At 72.4% G+C, this 16437-nt stretch carries 12 protein-coding genes; 11 read left to right on the top strand and 1 reads right to left on the bottom strand.

Annotation, left to right across the window (positions count from 1 at the left end):
* The first annotated feature begins 164 nt into the window (after positions 1–164).
* From IG08_RS0141660 to IG08_RS0141650, 3 genes are all read left to right on the top strand, one after another.
* Positions 165–1730, top strand: a complete 1566-nt coding sequence (locus IG08_RS0141660) for an MDR family MFS transporter (protein ID WP_030615827.1) — start codon at positions 165–167, stop codon at positions 1728–1730.
* 183 nt (positions 1731–1913) lie between these two features.
* Positions 1914–2978 carry a methyltransferase gene (locus tag IG08_RS0141655; RefSeq protein WP_030615823.1) on the top strand — a complete coding sequence of 355 codons (1065 nt, stop codon included), beginning with the start codon at positions 1914–1916 and terminating at the stop codon, positions 2976–2978.
* Positions 2870–4582, top strand: a complete 1713-nt coding sequence (locus IG08_RS0141650) for an FAD-dependent oxidoreductase (protein ID WP_338060181.1) — start codon at positions 2870–2872, stop codon at positions 4580–4582. Before IG08_RS0141655 ends, IG08_RS0141650 begins: the two co-directional genes overlap by 109 nt.
* 469 nt (positions 4583–5051) lie before the next feature.
* Here IG08_RS0141650 and IG08_RS62605 read toward each other — a convergent pair whose 3' ends face one another.
* Positions 5052–6635: an FAD-dependent monooxygenase gene (locus IG08_RS62605; protein ID WP_030615816.1), complete on the bottom strand. Its 1584-nt coding sequence runs from the start codon at positions 6633–6635 to the stop codon at positions 5052–5054.
* 412 nt (positions 6636–7047) lie between these two features.
* Here IG08_RS62605 and IG08_RS0141640 point away from each other — a divergent pair, with 412 nt between their 5' ends.
* The 8 genes from IG08_RS0141640 (at position 7048) to IG08_RS0141605 (ending at position 16287) form a co-directional block, all read left to right on the top strand.
* Positions 7048–7497, top strand: coding sequence for an anthrone oxygenase family protein (locus tag IG08_RS0141640; RefSeq protein WP_030615813.1), 450 nt, complete (start codon positions 7048–7050; stop codon positions 7495–7497).
* The gene (locus IG08_RS0141635; protein ID WP_030615810.1) at positions 7494–8027 is read left to right on the top strand and encodes a PNPOx family protein; all 534 of its coding nucleotides are present in this window, start codon (positions 7494–7496) and stop codon (positions 8025–8027) included. The genes IG08_RS0141640 and IG08_RS0141635 overlap by 4 nt, the downstream gene beginning before the upstream one ends.
* Positions 8024–9901: an asparagine synthase (glutamine-hydrolyzing) gene (gene asnB, locus IG08_RS0141630; RefSeq protein ID WP_030615807.1), complete on the top strand. Its 1878-nt coding sequence runs from the start codon at positions 8024–8026 to the stop codon at positions 9899–9901. The genes IG08_RS0141635 and asnB overlap by 4 nt, the downstream gene beginning before the upstream one ends.
* Before the next feature lie 331 nt (positions 9902–10232).
* Entirely contained in the window at positions 10233–12137 is a 1905-nt protein-coding gene (locus IG08_RS0141625) for an AfsR/SARP family transcriptional regulator (RefSeq protein WP_158812329.1), read from the top strand.
* Between the two features lie 796 nt (positions 12138–12933).
* Positions 12934–13305, top strand: a complete 372-nt coding sequence (locus IG08_RS0141620) for a TcmI family type II polyketide cyclase (RefSeq protein ID WP_030615800.1) — start codon at positions 12934–12936, stop codon at positions 13303–13305.
* Positions 13302–13733 (top strand): cupin domain-containing protein, encoded by a 432-nt coding sequence (locus tag IG08_RS0141615; protein ID WP_030615798.1) that lies wholly within the window; start codon positions 13302–13304, stop codon positions 13731–13733. The genes IG08_RS0141620 and IG08_RS0141615 overlap by 4 nt, the downstream gene beginning before the upstream one ends.
* Entirely contained in the window at positions 13730–15016 is a 1287-nt protein-coding gene (locus tag IG08_RS0141610; protein WP_030615795.1) for a beta-ketoacyl-[acyl-carrier-protein] synthase family protein, read from the top strand. The genes IG08_RS0141615 and IG08_RS0141610 overlap by 4 nt, the downstream gene beginning before the upstream one ends.
* Positions 15013–16287, top strand: coding sequence for a ketosynthase chain-length factor (locus tag IG08_RS0141605; protein WP_043456491.1), 1275 nt, complete (start codon positions 15013–15015; stop codon positions 16285–16287). The genes IG08_RS0141610 and IG08_RS0141605 overlap by 4 nt, the downstream gene beginning before the upstream one ends.
* Positions 16288–16437: the final 150 nt, after the last annotated feature.

The raw sequence follows: 16437 nt of genomic DNA, 5'->3' as shown, positions 1-16437 counted from the left end.
ACCGGCCACCCGCCGTACGGCACGAGAGGCGCACGAGAAGCACTCGTGCCGTACGGCGCAACTCCACAGCAATCCCCTGACGGACCCACGTCCGCAGACGACGCCGGCCCTCGTGGCCGGTGGGACGGGGATGGCACCCAATCCAGCCCGAAAGGCGAATCACCGTGCCCTCCCGGACCACAGGGACAGGCGGCCCGCTCACCGCCGCCGGTCCCGCACCCCAGACCCGGATCAAACCCGTCATCGCCGCCTGTCTGCTGGCCGTCTTCCTGGCCATGCTGGACTCGCAGGTCGTCGCCACCGCGCTGCCCCGCATCGTCGGGGACCTCGGCGGTCTCGACGTGTTCGCCTGGGTGACGACCGCGTACATCATCGCCGCCAGCGTCACCACGCCCGTCTACGGCAAGCTCGGTGACCTCTTCGGCCGCAAGAAGATCTTCCTGATCGCCGTGACGGTGTTCCTCGTCGGCTCCGCGCTGAGCGGCGCGGCCCAGTCGATGGACCAGCTCATCCTGTTCCGCACCGTGCAGGGCATCGGGGCCGGCGGCCTGTTCGTCTCCGTGCTCGCCATCATCGGGGAGCTGTTCAACCCGCGCGAAGCCGCCAAGTACTTCAACCTCTTCGGCATCGTCTTCGCCCTCGCCGCGCTCTCCGGTCCCGCCGTCGGCGGTGCGCTCACCGACCTGCTCAGCTGGCACTGGGTCTTCCTGATCAACCTGCCCGTGGGCATCGTGATCCTGGCACTGGTCGCCACCTGTCTGCACCTGCCCCGGGCCGACCGGCCCGCGCACATCGACTACACCGGCTTCGTGCTGCTCAGCGCCTCGATCGTCGCGCTCACCCTGGCCGCCAGCTGGGGCGGGGTGAAGTACGACTGGCTGGACTGGCGGATCCTCGCGCTCGGCGTGGGCGCGGTGCTGCTCGCTGTGCTGTTCGTCGGCGCCGAGCGCCGGACCACCGAACCCGTCATCCCGCTGCACCTCTTCCGTGACTCCACCTTCAGCGTCAGCGTGCTGGTGAGCGTCGCGGCGGGCATCGTCTTCCTCGGCTCGGTCAACTTCCTGGCGATCTACATCCAGGTGGTGACCGGAGCCAGCCCGACCATGTCCGGTGTGGTGCTGCTGCCCATGATGTTCGGCCTGGTCGCCTCCTCCGTGGTCAGCGGTGCGGCGATCACCAAGACCGGGCGCTACAAGTGGTACCCCGTGCTCAGCATGGCCATCGGCATCGTCGGGGCGCTGCTGCTCGCCACCATGGACACCGGGACGTCCCGGACCGTCGTCATCGCCTACATGCTGGTCTTCGGCATCGCGGCGGGCCTGAACATGCAGGTCCTCACGATGGCGGCACAGAACACCGCACCCCGCGACGACATCGGCGCCGTCCACGCCACCGTGGCCTTCGCCCGCCAGCTCGGCACCACCGTGGGCATCTCGCTGTTCGCCTCGATCTTCTACAACCGGCTCACCGAGGAGATCGCCGACCGGACACCCGCGGACGCGCTGCGCGGCATCGACCACGACGCGCTGTCCTCGACCGAGACGCTCGACAAACTCACCGAGCCCGTGCGGCACGCAGTGGAGCAGTCGTACGCCGCCGCCCTCACCCCCGTCTTCCTCACCGCCGTACCGGTCCTCGTCCTGGGGCTGCTGGCCGCCCTGGCGATGAAGAACCTCCCGCTGCGCGGCGGGGACCACCAGGGGCACGAAGCCGCGGCCGAGGAGAGCTGACCACGCTCCTTGTCCGTCGAGAGCCGCTCTTCCCGCACGGGGAGGGCGGCTCTTTTGTACGTCCGCCTCCGCACCCTGCCTCCTTCAGCGCCCTTCGAGCCCGAATCGACGGCTCGCGGACATCGTCGGCACTGCACAGCCGTAGGAGACACAACGCAGGCAGAGGCAGACCAGGAGGCTCGTGTGACAACGACCGAAGACCCGCAGACGGCACCGGCGGTCGATCCCGGACCGCTGATCCGGCTGACCATCGCCGACTGCGCCGCCAAAGTGCTGCACAGCGCCGTGACCCTCGGTGTGTTCGGCGCGCTCGCCGAGGGCCGCCCCGCGGACTCGGCCGAACTGGCCCGGCGTACCGGGCTGCACCACCGGATGGTCCCGGACTTCCTGGACGCGCTGGTCGGACTCGGGCTGCTGGAGCGCACGGAGGGCGGCCGCTACCGCAACTCCCCGCTGGCGCAGACCTATCTGGTGCCGGACTCCTCCTCGTACCTCGGCGGTTTCGTCGAGCTCACCAACGAGACCCTGTACGGGACCTGGGGCCGGCTCACCGAGGCGCTGCGCTCCGGCGAGCCCCAGCACCTCGACCCCGACAAGGGCGGCTTCGTCGGGGACCGGCACAAGGACCCCGCCAAGATGAAGCGGTTCCTCGCCGGACTCGACGCCTACAGCGACCGGATGGGCGCGGAACTCGCCCGGCGTCTCGACTGGGGCCGCCACTCCTCGTTCGTCGACCTGGGCGGTGCGCGTGGCAATCTCGCGGCCGTGCTGGTGCAGGCGCACCCCCATCTCGAGGCCACCTGCTTCGACCTGGAGCGGACCCGGCCGCTGTTCACCGAGCACATCGGCGGCCTGGGCCTGGCCGACCGGATCGCCTTCGCCGGCGGCGACTTCTTCGCCGACCCGGTCCCGCCGGCCGACGTCGTCGTCCTCGGCCACATCCTGCACGGCTTCGACACCGGGCGGCGGCGCGAGCTGCTGGGCCGGGTCTTCGAGGCGGTGCGGCCCGGCGGCACGGTCCTCGTCTACGACCGCATGATCGACGACGACCGCAGCGACCCGGAGCGGCTGCTGAGCAGTCTGCACATGCGGCTGGTCAGCCCCGACGGGTCCGAGTACCGGGTGGGGGACTGCCGGGGGTGGCTGCGGGAGGCGGGCTTCACCGACGGTACGGCCGAGCCGCTTCTCGGTACGCACACCCTGGTCACCGCCCACAAGCCGGCTGCAGGAAGCAAGGAGGCAGCATGAAGCGGGATCAGACATCTGTGCTCATCGTCGGTGGCGGGCTGACCGGGCTGTCCGCGGCCGTCTTCCTCGCCCATCACGGCGTCCGCGCCACGGTGGTGGAGCGCCACCCGGACACCTCCACCCACCCCAAGGCCCGCGCCATCAACCCGCGGACGATGGAGCTGTACCGCGCGGTCGGCATGGAGGAGCGGGTACGGGCCGGGCGTTCCCCCATCTCCGGCAACACCGACCTCGTGCACGTGGAGAGCCTCGCGGGCAAGGAACGCGTGCGGATGCCCAACGCCTCGCCCGAGGACATCGGCCGGATCAGCCCCACCCAGTGGACGCTGATCGACCAGAACCAGCTGGAGCCGATCCTGCGGGAGCGGGCGGTCGAGGCGGGGGCGGACGTCCGCTTCTCGACTCGCGTCGATGGTCTGGAGGAGGACGCGGATGGTGTGTCGGTCCGCGTCACCGACCTGTCCACCGGCGGGAGTTCGGAGATCCGCGCCCAGTACGTGATCGCGGCGGACGGCAGCCGCAGTCCGCTGCGCGAGATGCTGGGGATCGGGGCGCACGGGCGGGGCACCATCACCAACCTCGTCAGTTTCTTCTTCGAGGCGGACCTGACCGAGGTGCTGCGCAGCCGCCGGATCATCGCGGCGTACGTCAACAACCCCGAGGTGCGCGGCACGATCATCCCCATCGACAACGACCGCCGCTGGGTCATCAACGTCTCCTTCTCCCCCGAACAGGGCCAGCGTGCCGAGGACTTCACCGAGGAGCGCTGCACCGCCCTGGTGCGGGCCGCCGTGGGGGTGCCCGAACTGCCGTTGAAGATCGAGTCGGTGGACATGCCTGCGTGGGACATCTCCGCGCGCGTGGCGGACACCTTCGCGACCCGGCGGGTGTTCGTGGCCGGTGACGCCGCCCATGTCATGCCGCCCACCGGGGCGTTCGGCGCCAGCACCGGTATCCAGGACGCGTACAACCTGGCCTGGAAGCTGGCCCTGGTGCTGTCCGGCACGGCCGGTCCCGGGCTGCTGGAGAGCTACGACGCCGAGCGGCGCCCGGTGGCCGAGGAGACCGTCCGGCAGGCGATGCTGCGGTTCGCGGTGCGGGAGGGCAAGCAGTACCAGGAGGTCGCCGCCGAGCTGCTGGACGAGACGACGATGACGTTCGGGTACTGCTACCGCGCCGGTGCGTTCGCCGCGGAGGCCGGCGCCCCCGATGCGATCGTCGAGGATCCCGAGCACCCCGGCGCGCGGCCCGGGGCACGGGCCCCGCATCTCGAACTCTCCGGTCCCGAGGGCCCGGTGTCCGTCATCGACCTGTACGGCGACGGGTTCACTCTCCTCGTCGACGAGGTCGCCGGGCGCTGGCCCGGGGCGGTGGAACAGGAGGCCGCGCGGCTGGGCGTCGCCCTGAAGGTGGTCCGCATCGGGCGTGGCACGCGGCTGTGGGACCAGGGCGGGTCCTTCCGGCGCCGGTACGGGCTCCTTGCCGGAGGGGCGGTTCTGGTGCGGCCCGACGGGTTCGTGGCCTGGCGCACGACTGCGGGGCGTACGGGGCCGGTGGACCGCGCGGCGGTCGACGCCCTGCGGACGATCCTGGACCGCGGGTAGCTCCGCTGGGGAAAGCGGCTCGGTCTGAAGGTGGTTAGGCGGCTGCGGGGCCGGTGGGGGCTGGTCGCGCAGTTCCCCGCGCCCCTGGGCGGGCCGCGCCCGCGGATGGCGGTCGGTGGGTGTCGCGCCCGCGCGGCGGTAGCCGCCCACGCCTCAGCCCCGCGCCTCTTTTTCGGCTGCGCCCGCGGGGGTGGTCGGCTGCGGGGCCGGTGGGGGCTGGTCGCGCAGTTCCCCGCGCCCCTGGGCGGGCTGCCCCCGCGGGTGTCGGGCGGCTGCGGGTGGGTGGGTGGTCGCGCCGTTCCTCGCGCCCCTGGGCGGGCTGCGCCCGCGGATGTTGGTCGGCTGCGGGCGGTGGGGGGCTGGTCGCGCCGTTCCCCGCGCCCCTTGCGGGGGGCTGCGCCCCCGCAGGGCGGGAATGGCCGCGGTGCTCCGGAGGGGAGCGCCGCGGCCGTGGTGTGTGCGGGGTGGGTTACGTGGTGGGGCGGTGCAGCAGGGTGTTCAGTGCCGTTGTCAGTGACTTGGTGGGGTTGGCCGTCGGGCCCGGGGTGCGCCAGGCGATGAAGCCGTCGGGGCGGAGCAGTACCGCGCCGGCGGCTTCGATGCCGTAGCGGGTGAGGAAGCGGGCGACGGTCTCCGGGTCCTCCTCCGTGCCGACGCGGTGGAAGGAGATGCCCTGTGACTCGGCTGCCGTCTGCCACGGGGCGCCTTCGGGGCCGGTCAGGAGCCAGAAGTCGCCGTCCAGGAGGTCGTGCAGGGGGACTTCCTTGCCCTGGCGGACCAGGGGGAGGTGGGGGGCGCGGGTGCCGGGGCGGCCCGTGGGGGTTGTCGGGTCCTCCACCACGGAGGCGTCGTCCTGGCCGGGGTCCCGCAGGACCGCGTCCGAGCGGTACACGTGGCCGAACAACACCGTGGTCTCGGGGCGGTGCCGGGCCGCTGCCGCCTCGTCGAGGCCGCTGCGCTGGAGGTAGCGGATGACGCCCTGGTCGACGGTGAACTCGGCTACCGGAGCACGCTCTTGTTCGTAGGTGTCCAGGAGGTCGGGACCCGCCTGCCCGCGCAGCACCAGCGCCAGCTTCCACGCCAGGTTGTGCGCGTCCTGGATGCCCATGTTGCCGCCGAACCCCCCGGTGGGCGGCATGACGTGCGCGCAGTCGCCGGTGAGCAGCACCCGCCCGGAGCGGAACCGGTCCGCCACCCACGCGGCGATCTCCCAGCTCGTCGCGGACTCCACCTCGACCGGCAGGTCGGGGACCCCTACGGCGGCCCGTACCAGCTCCACGCAGTCCTCGGTGTCGTACACGCGGTGGTCGGACCCGGGCGGCAGGCTCGGCGCGAGCACCCAGCGGTCGGAGTCCGCGCCGCCGAGCTTGCCGAGTACGCCCTTGACCTTCGGGTTGCTGACGAAGCAGAGGAAGAAGGTGCGGCCCGCCACGTACGGGTCGAGGTCGGCGTGGAAGATGATGTTCATCTGGCGACCGAACACACCCTGTCCGTGATGGCCGATGTCGAGTGATTCGCGGATGGGGGCCCGTGAGCCGTCCGCCGCCACCAGGTAGCGAGCTCGTACTGTCCGTTCCGAGCCGTCCGACACGTCGCGCAGTACGGCCGTGACGCCCTCCTCGTCCTGGGTGAACCCCGTCATCTCGGTGCCGAACCGGATGTCCGCGCCGAGCTCCTCGGCCCCTTCCCGCAGCACCGGTTCGAGCCGGTCCTGCCCGATCAGCGTCCAGCCGGTGGTGCCCACGTCGGTCGGGTCGTGACGGAACGGGCCGTCGAAGCGCCCGAGTTCGGGCCCGGTGAGGGACTCCGCCTGGAGGATGTCGCCGTACTGGGCGTGCGGGTTCTCCCGGGCCCGTACCGCGTCCTCGAGACCGAGCGCGCGCAGCAGCTCCATGGTGCGCGGGCTCGCGGCCTGTGCCCGGGGGTGCGCCGAGATCTCCGCGTGCCGTTCCACCAGCAGCGGCCGGATGCCCTGCCGGGCGAGGAACAGGGCCTGGGCGAGGCCCACCATGCTGCCGCCCACGATGAGTACTTCGGTCGTCTCGTCCGCCATACCGGCTCCTGAATTCGGAAGGGCGCATGCCCTTGAGTTCGCGCTCGGGGTTCGGCCGCCGATGCAACACCCGCCCCCTCGAACCGGGCTGGGGCCTGTCCGGCGGATCATGTCGCGGACGCGGGGTCTGGCACGCCGATCTGCGGCGTTGTCGTCGGTTGCCGACGCTCCGCGTCGCCGCCCTCCTCCGCCTTGCAGCTCGACGCACCAGACCCCGCTCACCTGCATTGATGAGGCGCCGTTGCTTTCCCGCGACCTGATCCGCCGGACAGGCCCCACGGCGCGGGCGAACGGGGCCTCTGCGAAGGGGCGCTCTCCCAGAGGGATTCGAGTGCCGTCCGAGGTGCGGCTGACAGGTTCGAGCTGTTCCAGGCCCGAGGTGCGGGGCAAGGCTCGAAGGAGGGCGGAAGCGGTGGTGGAGGCTTTCAGTGTGCTGGTGCTGACGGGCACCGGCCTGGTGGCGGGGGTGCTCTTCGCGGTGGCGGTGAGCGTGATGCCCGCGCTGATCGCGATGACGCCGGAGCGGTACGTGTCCACGCACATCCTGCTCGGCAAACGCTACGACCGGATCATGCCGTTCATCGTCACCGGCTCCACGGCCGTCGACGTGGGGCTCGCGATCCGGGCCTCGGGCGGCCCCCGGGTGCTGTTCGCGGCCGCCGCCCTCTGCATGGCCGGGGTGGCCGTGGTCTCGCAGACCAGGAACGTGCCGATCAACCGGACGGTGAAACGGACCCGGCCCGAGGACCTGGGCCCCGGCTGGCGGGATCCCCGTCCGGCCTGGCGCGACTGGCACCTGGTGCGCACCTGCCTCGCGATCGCGGGCTGTGCGCTGACGGCCGCCGCGGTGGTGCTGACGTGAGCCCCGTCGTCGTACGCGATCTGCCGGACGGCCCAGAGCGCGCGGCGGGCGACGCCCGGATGCGGGAGCTGCTGTCCGGTCCCGCACCCGGCCCGGTGGCCGAGCGGCTCGCGCTCCTGCACTTCACGGGACGGCGCAGCGGACGGCCGTACACCGTGCCCGCCGGGGTGCACAGCCTCGGTGGCGCGCTGGTGGTCGCGACCGGAAGCGGCTGGCGCCACAACTTCGCGGGCGGCATGGAGGGTTGGCTGACCTGGCGCGGGCAGCGGCGGACCGTGCGGTTCGCGCTGGTCGACGACGCGGAGCGCACCGCGCGCGGCTATCTGGAGCTGTACCGCAGGTACGGGGAGGCGGCCCCGCGCCGGCTGGGCATCGCGGTGCGCGGCGAAGGGGCGCCGGGACTCGACGAGTTCCGGGAGGCCGTCATCCGCCACGGGCTCTGTCTGGTGGAGGTCGTCCACCTTCCGGCCTCCGACAGCGCCTCCACTTCAGGCACTTCACACGCAGCGAACGAGAGGACACCACGATGAGCGGAATCGCCGGCTGGGTGGACTTCGAGCGGGACCTGACGCCCGAGGCGCCCACCGTACGGGCGATGGCGGCGGCGCTCGCGCACCGCGGCCCCGACGGTTCGGGCGAGTGGATCGAGGGGCATGCCGCGCTCGCCCACCGGCGGCTCGCGCTGCTCGACCCGGAGCACGGGGCGCAGCCGGCCGTCATGGAGTCCGAGGGCGGGAGCCCGGTGGCCGTGCTGACCCTGGACGGGGCGATCACCAACCACACCGAGCTGCGCCGCGAACTGGCCGCCAAGGGGCACCGGTTCACCGGGCACGGTGACGCGGAGGTGGCGCTGCACGCCTATCTGGAGTGGGGCGCCAGGTTCCCGGAGCGGCTGGAGGGGCTGTTCGCCCTGGCCGTGTGGGACGTACGACGGCACGAACTGCTGTTGGTCCGCGACCGGTTGGGAGTCAAGCCGCTGTGCTACTTCCTGACCCCGTCCGGGGTGGTCTTCGGCTCCGAGCCCAAGGCGCTGCTGGCCCATCCGGCGGTGCGGCCGGTGGTCGACGCCGACGGACTGCGCGAGCTGTTCGCGCACAGCCGCAAGCCGGGCACCGGGGTCTTCCGGGGGACACGCGAGGTGCTGCCCGGCCACACGATGACCGTGCGCGCGCCGGGCACCGGTCACCGGCGCTACTGGTCGCTGCCCGCCCGGCCGCACACCGACAGCCTGGAGACCACCGTCGCCACCGTGCGCGGGCTGCTGTCGGAGGCGGTGGCCGCGCATCTGCGCGCGGACGTGCCGGTCGGCGCGATGCTCTCCGGCGGGATCGACTCCAGCGCGCTGACCGCGCTCGCGGCCCGTGAGAGGCGGGCGGCGGGGGGCGGCGCACTCCGGTCGTTCTCGGTCAACTTCGCCGGCTACGCGGAGAACTTCGAGCCGCATCCGACCATGCGCGCCACCCCGGACGCCCCCTACGCGGCCCTCGCGGCCGAGCACATCGGCACCGAGCACACCGAGATCCTGCTCGACACCGCGGCGCTCGCCGACCCGCAGACCCACGCCGCCGCCCTGCGCAGCCAGGACGCGCCCTCCCCGCTCGGCGACATGGACGTCTCGCTGCTGCTGTTCTTCGAGGCCCTGCGCAGCGCCGGCATCCCGGCCGTGCTCTCCGGGGAGACCGCGGACGAGGTGTTCAACGGCTACTTCTGGGCGTACGACGCGGGCCACAGCAACTCCACGACCTTCCCGTGGGTCTCCTTCGAGCGTGGGCACGACGCCGCCGCGGGCGGTCTCGGCTGCTCGCTGGTGGACCGTACGCTCCGCAAGGAGCTGGACTTCATGGAGTACGCCGACCAGCACTACCGCGACGCCCTCACCGAGGTGCCGCGGCTGGCGGGGGAGGGGCCCGCCGAGCGCCGGGCGCGCGAGGTGACGTATCTGGCGCTGACCCGCTGGGCCCCGACCCATCTGGACCGGGCGGACCGGATGAGCATGGCGCACGGGGTGCAACTGCGGCCGCCGTTCTGCGACCGGGCGCTGGTCGAGTACGTCTACAACGTGCCGGCCGAGCTGAAGCGGGTGAACGGCCAGGAGAAGAGCCTGCTGCGCGCCGCCGTCGCCGATCTGCTGCCGGAGCGGGTGCTCAACCGGCCCAAAAGCGCCTACCCGACCGTCCAGGAGGCCGCGTACGGGGAGTTCGTGCGCTACCGCTTCGGGGACGTGGCCGAGGACCGGTCGGCCCCGGTCGCCCCGCTGCTCGATGCCGAGGCGACCCGTGCGGCGCTGGGCGCGGCGGCGGCACCCAGCGGCGCCTTCGCGTGGGTGGAGCGGGCCAGCATGGAGATGGTGCTGCAGTTGAACACGTGGCTGGCGGACTACCGGGTCGAACTGCGCCTGCAATAAATGTGCACCTTGTCATCCTTGTGTGTGAAGTAATATGATGACACAAGGTGGACAAAGGGAGCGTGGTATTCGGAACGGAATTCTTTATTCCGTGCTTACCACGCGCGAGGTTCGTTGAATTCAGGCCTATTTTCGGCGAAAGCGATTTCCGGTAAAGGAAAGGCAATATTTCCCGCCTGGAGGCGCGGTGGATGTTTCGCCAAAAAATAACTGACGCAGGAAGGTGAATACCGACAGGCTTGTTGAATATCAGGCCCATCGATGGCCGCCACCCCACAAAGGCGGCGCACTCAGGGGGAATGCAGTGATAGAGATCGGTCTGCTGGGCTCCATGCGAGTACGCAGGAACGGGGAGGACGTCACACCGTCGGCCCCCAAACTGCGTCAGGTACTGGCCCTGCTGGTGCTCAATGCCAACTCGCTGGTCAGCGTGGACCAGCTGTGCGAGGAGCTGTGGGAGGACCACCCGCCGCTCAGCGCGCTGACCACCTTGCAAACCTACATTTATCAACTGCGCCGCAGACTGCTGCTGGCCACCGGACAGCACGGCGCGCCATTTGGAACCCGTCCGCCGCACGGCTGCCCCGCACTCCTGACCAGGGTGGGTGGGTACGAACTGCGCCTGGACGACAAACAGTCGGTGGACGCCTACCGTTTCGAGCAGCTCACCGAGCAGGGCATGGCCCAGCACCGCACCGGTGCCGGGGACGAGGCCGCCCGCACGCTGAAGGAAGCCCTTTCTCTGTGGCAGGGCGGCGCCCTGGTCGACGTCATTGCCGGACGCCGGCTGTCGGCCTGGTCGACCCAGCTCGAGGAGCGCCGCAAGAGCGTTCAAGAGCAACGTTTCTCCTTGGAACTGGACCTCGGCCGTCACCACGCCGTGCTGGACGAGCTGGCCGAGGCCTTCCGTGCCCATCCGACCCATGAGGCGTTCGCCGGACAGCTCATGCGGGCCCTGCACCGCTGCGGCCGCCGGCCGGACGCCCTCAACACCTTCCGCACCCTGCGCAGCCATCTCGTCGAGGAACTGGGCCTGGAACCCTCGGCCCAGCTCCAGCGCCTCCACCAGGAGGTGCTCGCGGACCGCGGTCATCTCAGGGGGCCGGCCAAGACCGAGGCCGCCCCCGTCACCCGCAGGCTCGTGCCCGGACCGGCCCAACTGCCCGCCGACATCGGTGACTTCGTCGGCCGGGACCGGGAACTGGACCAGCTCGAGACCTTCCTCGGTTCGGACCGGGCCAGCACCGGCATGCGGGTGGTGGAGGTGCACGGCCCGCCCGGCGTCGGCAAGAGCGCGTTCGCCGTCCGTGCCGCGCACCGGCTGCGCCCGCGCTTCCCCGACGGACAGCTCTTCATCGACCTGTCCGCCGTGGGCGAGGGCTCCCAGCAGCTCGCCGACGTGCTGTCGGCCTGTCTCGGCGCGTGTGGTGTCCAACGTGAGAAACAGCCGACCGGGCTCGACGAGCTCAGCCGGCTCTTCCGCACCTGGACCGCCGACCGCAGGGTGCTGGTCGTGGTCGACGACGTGCTCACCGCCTCGCAGATCCGTGCCGTACTGCCGGGCGGCTCCGGCTGCGCGGTGATCGCCACCAACCGCTACCGGGCGCACAGCCTGTCCACCGGACGCAAGATCGTGCTCAACGCCCTGTCGGGGGAGGAGTCCCTCCAGCTGTACGACCGGGTCGCCGGGGAGCGGTCCCGGCAGGAGGAGCCCGCCGCCGTGCACGAGCTGATGGGCCTGTGCGAGGGACTGCCCCTGGCGATCCGGGCGGTGTCCGGCCGGCTCACCGCCCGGCCGGGCTGGTCGGCGGGGAGGCTGGCGGTGCGGCTGCGCGGCAACCACCGGATGCTGCTCGAACTCCCCGCCGGGACCCAGTCGTTGATGACCACGGTGGCCGCCAGCCACCGGCATCTCCCCGGCCCCTCCCAGGAGTTGCTGCACCTGCTGCTGCAGCGCGAGCGCCCCCGCTGGAGCGTCGACGAGGTGATCGCACGGCTGCGCCCGGGCGCCGGTGACGCCGAGACGCTCCTCGAGTACCTCGTCGACGTCCATCTCGTACGGGAACACCTGGCACCGGGCGCCCAGCCCCTGTACTCCGTGCCCCGACTCACCCGCCAGGCCCTGATCCTCCTGCTACGGGGCACACCCGCTGCCGACGTACCGAACGGCCGGACGGCCACCGTCGGCCGCGCCGGCTCCCGCGTCACCCTGATGAAGGCCGGGGTCCACCGGTAACAGGCCCGCTCCTGCGGCCCGCGGCACCTCTGGGTGCGGCGGGCCGTTGTGCTGTGTCCGGTCGGACGGGGCCGTGTCCTGTGCGCCGGGGGAGGGGGTGTCCGGGGCGGTTGGGCGGCTGCGGGCCGGTGGGGGCTGGTCGCGCAGTTCCCCGCGCCCCTGAATGCGGGCTGCGCCCGCGGGGGTCGGTCGTCGGGCAGTGCTGCGTCCGGCGGCGGCGTCGTAGCGTGCCTGCGCACCGCATCGCCGCCGTCGGCCCCGCGCCGCGCCCCCTGTGGCCCGCTGCACCTCCCGCGCGGCGGGCCGGTCGGGAGGTGCCCGTCCGCCTTGCCCTGCACTGGTCCTGTCGGCTGTGTACTGCCTTCCCCTGCGGCGGGCCGTGTCTTCTGTGGCGGGGCGTGCCGGTTTCGGTGGCCCGTGCCGTGACGCGGCTGGGGCTCGCATCGCCACCGTCGGCCACCGCGCCCTGCCCCCTGTGGCCCGCCGCATCTCCCGTGCGGTGGGCCGCCGCGTTGTGCCCGCTCTCCGGTGAGTCGGTGCGCTGTGCTCGCCCCCGGTGGCCCGCGCTGTGACGCGACTGGGGCCCGCATCGCTGCCGTCGGTCTCGCGCCCCGCCCCGGTGGCCCGCGGCACCCCTGGTGCGGTGGGCCCTCGTGTTGTGTCCGGCCTTCGGTGGGCCGGCGCCCCCGCCGTCAGCGGACTTCCCGGGCCGTCAGCGGATTTCCAGGCGGCTTCGAGAGCGCCTCGACCCTTGCCGACCAGGGTGAACACAGAACCGACAAGCCGGGAGGACATCGTGCACCGCACGCTGATCGTGGCGAGGATGGACCTCGCCGACGCCGAGGGCGTCGCGCAGGTCTTCGCCGATTCGGACAGCACCGAACTGCCGCATCTGGTGGGGGTGTCGAGGCGGACGCTCTTCGCGTTCCACAACCTGTACTTCCATCTGGTCGAGGCTGAGCAGGACATCGCGCCGAATCTGTACAAGGCGCGCAGCCACCCGCTCTACAACGAGATCAACACCCGGCTCGGGCAGTTCATCTCGCCCTTCGACCCCGACTGGCGCGAGCCCAAGGACGCGATGGCCGTGCCGTTCTACTCGTGGACGCCCGAGCAGGGCCCGCAGACGAGCACCCCCCGGTCCGCGAACCTCGGCGGTGCCCGATGAGCGCCCCCGCCACCACCAGGGTCGCCGCGAACGAGGTCGCCGCCAACACCAAGCGCGGCGGCGACATCCGCGTCACCCTCAGCCCGAAGACCGTGGGCTGCACCTCGGGCTTCGGCGGGGTGCTGCGGCTGGCCCCCGGCCACCACGTCACCGAGCACTACCACCCGTACTCCGAGGAGTTCCTGCACGTCGTCCAGGGCCGCCTCGAGATGACGCTGGACCGCGGCGCCCCGGTCGAACTCGGCCCCGGCGACTCGCTGCTGGTGCCCATCGGGGTACGCCACCGCCTGGTGAACACCGGGTCCGTGCCGGCCGAGGCGGTCTTCCACCTCTCCCCGCTCGCGCCGCGCCCCGAGCTCGGCCACGTCGACACCGAGCAGCCGCTCGACGCGAGCGCGGGCAACCCCGATGTCGGAGCGGCCCGATGACGCCGGCCGACCGGCGCGCGGTGATCACCGGAGTGGGGGCCGTGGCTCCCGGCGGGCACGGCCGGGAGGCCTACTGGGACCTGCTCACCGCCGGCCGCACCGCCACCCGCCGCATCAGCCTGTTCGACCCGGCCGGGTTCCGCTCCCGGGTCGCCGCCGAGTGCGACTTCGACCCGCTCGCCGCCGGGCTCACCCCGCAGGAGGTCCGCCGGATGGACCGGGCCGGCCAGTTCGCGGTCGTCGCCGCCCGCGAGGCCGTCGCGGACAGCGGCATCGAACTGCCGGGCGCCGACCCGGAACGGGTCGCCGTGAGCATCGGCAGCGCGGTCGGCTGCACCACGGGCCTGGAGGAGGAGTACGCGGTCCTCTCCGACGGCGGCCGCCACTGGCTGGTCGACCACAGCTACGGCGTCCCCCACCTCTACGGCCACATGGTGCCCAGCACCCTCGCCGTCGAGGTGGCCCGGCAGGCCGGGGCCGAGGGGCCGGTGGCGCTGATCTCCACCGGCTGCACCTCGGGCCTGGACGCCATCGGGCACGCCGTCCAGCTCATCGAGGAGGGCACCGCCGACGTCGTACTCGCCGGCGCGACCGACGCCCCGCTGTCGCCGATCACCTCCGCCTGCTTCGACGCCATCAAGGCCACCACCGCCAACAACGACGACCCCGAACACGCCTCCCGGCCCTTCGACGGGCGGCGCGACGGCTTCGTCCTCGGCGAGGGCTCCGCCGTCATGGTGATCGAGGAGCTGGAGTCCGCCAGGCGCCGCGGCGCCACCGTGTACGCCGAGATCCTCGGCTTCGCCGGCCGCAGCAACGCCTTCCACATGACGGGACTCAAGCCCGACGGCCGGGAGATGGCCGAGGCCATCCGCGTCGCCCTGGACCGGGCGCGGCTCGACCCCGGCGACATCGACTACATCAACGCGCACGGCTCGGGCACCAAGCAGAACGACCGGCACGAGACCGCCGCGTTCAAGCGCAGCCTCGGACAGCGGGCCCGCGAGGTTCCGATCAGTTCCATCAAGTCGATGATCGGGCACTCGCTCGGCGCCATCGGCTCCTTGGAGATCGCCGCCTGCGCCCTCGCCCTGCGCCACCAGGTCGTCCCGCCGACCGCCAACCTCTCCACCCCCGACCCCGAGTGCGACCTCGACTACGTACCGGTGACGGCACGGGAGCACCGTATGGACCGGGTGCTCAGCGTGGGCAGCGGCTTCGGCGGCTTCCAGACGGCGATGGTGCTGGGCCGGCCCTCGGCACGGCACGGGGAGGCGGCATGAGCGCCTCCGGCATACGCCCCGGTCGCCGCGGCCGGTCCGTGGTCACCGGGATCGGCGTGGTCGCGCCCACCGGGATCGGTGCCGCCCGGCACTGGGAGTCGGTGCTCGCGGGCAAGAGCGGCATCGGCCGGATCACCCGGTTCGACCCGACCGGCTACCCCGTCCGGGTCGCCGGTGAGGTCCCCGGCTTCCGGGCCGGTGAACAGGTCCCGGGACGGCTCGTGCCGCAGACCGACCGGTTCACGCACTTCGCGCTGGCCGCCGCCGAGGACGCCCTCGCGGACGCCGCCGCCGATCCGGCGACCCTGCCGGAGTACGAGATGGCGGTGGTGACGGCCAGTTCCTCGGGCGGCACCGAGTTCGGCCAGCACGAGATGGAGAACCTCTACCAGCAGGGCTCCTCCTGGGTCGGCGCCTATCAGTCGATCGCCTGGTTCTACGCGGCCACCACCGGCCAGGTCTCCATCCGGCACGGCATGCGCGGCCCCTGCGGGGTCATCTGCGGCGAGCAGGCCGGCGGACTGGACGCCCTCGGCCAGTCCCGCCGGCTGCTGGACACCGGCTCCCGGCTCGTCCTCAGCGGCGGCACCGACGCCTCGCTGTGCCCGTACGGCCTGGTGGCGCAGCTGTCCACCGGCCACCTGTCCACCGAGGACGATCCCGCCCGCGCCTATCTGCCCTTCGACGCGGCCGCCTCCGGCTTCGTCCCGGGCGAGGGCGGCGCCATCCTCGTGGTCGAGAACGCCGAGGCGGCACGGGCCCGCGGGGTCCCGTCGTACGGCGAACTCCTCGGCTACGCGGCGGGCTTCGACCCCACGGCGGACGGTACGGCCGCCCGCCACTCGGTACTGGTCTCCGTCATCCACCGCGCCCTCACCGACGCCGGCCTCACCCCGGACGCCGTCGACATGGTCTTCGCCGACGCCTCCGGCGTACCCGCCGAGGACCTCGCCGAGGCCCGCGCGATCACCGAGGTCTTCGGCCCCGGCGGAGTGCCGGTGACCGCACCGAAGACCCTCACGGGACGCCTCTACGCCGGCGGCGCCGCACTGGACGTGGCGACCGCGCTGCTCGCCCTGAGCGCGGGCGTGGTCCCCCACACCGCGGGCCTCGGCCGCCCGGCCCCAGGCTGCGAAATCGACCTGGTCCTGGACCGCCCCCGCCAGACAGACCCACGCACGGCCCTGGTACTGGCCCGCGGCCACGGCGGCTTCACGTCAGCGCTGTTGGTGGGCGCAGGCGACCGACCCTTGCGGGCGCAGCCCGCCTAGGGGCGCGGGGAACGGCGCGACCAGCCCCCGCCGGACCCGCAGGCGACCGACACATGCGGGCGCAGCCCGCATCAGGGGCGCGGGGCTGTATCGATATGCGGCTCCGCCGCGTGGGCGCGTCCAGCCCCCACCCACCCGCAGCCGACACAC

Source organism: Streptomyces fulvoviolaceus, from assembly GCF_000718165.1.
Classification (GTDB): Bacteria; Actinomycetota; Actinomycetes; order Streptomycetales; family Streptomycetaceae; genus Streptomyces; species Streptomyces fulvoviolaceus.
The sequence above is the reverse complement of the archived record's forward strand: the minus strand, read 5'-3'. Positions and strand labels throughout refer to the sequence as shown.

Excerpts from the sequence above, each read along its gene's own strand:
- asnB (WP_030615807.1), top strand. The coding sequence starts at position 8,024 with ATGAGCGGAATCGCCGGCTGGGTGGACTTCGAGCGGGACCTGACGCCC.
- IG08_RS0141625 (WP_158812329.1), top strand. The coding sequence starts at position 10,233 with ATGCGAGTACGCAGGAACGGGGAGGACGTCACACCGTCGGCCCCCAAA.
- IG08_RS0141615 (WP_030615798.1), top strand. The coding sequence starts at position 13,302 with ATGAGCGCCCCCGCCACCACCAGGGTCGCCGCGAACGAGGTCGCCGCC.
- IG08_RS0141610 (WP_030615795.1), top strand. The coding sequence starts at position 13,730 with ATGACGCCGGCCGACCGGCGCGCGGTGATCACCGGAGTGGGGGCCGTG.
- IG08_RS62605 (WP_030615816.1), bottom strand. The coding sequence starts at position 6,635 with ATGGCGGACGAGACGACCGAAGTACTCATCGTGGGCGGCAGCATGGTG.
- IG08_RS0141605 (WP_043456491.1), top strand. The coding sequence starts at position 15,013 with ATGAGCGCCTCCGGCATACGCCCCGGTCGCCGCGGCCGGTCCGTGGTC.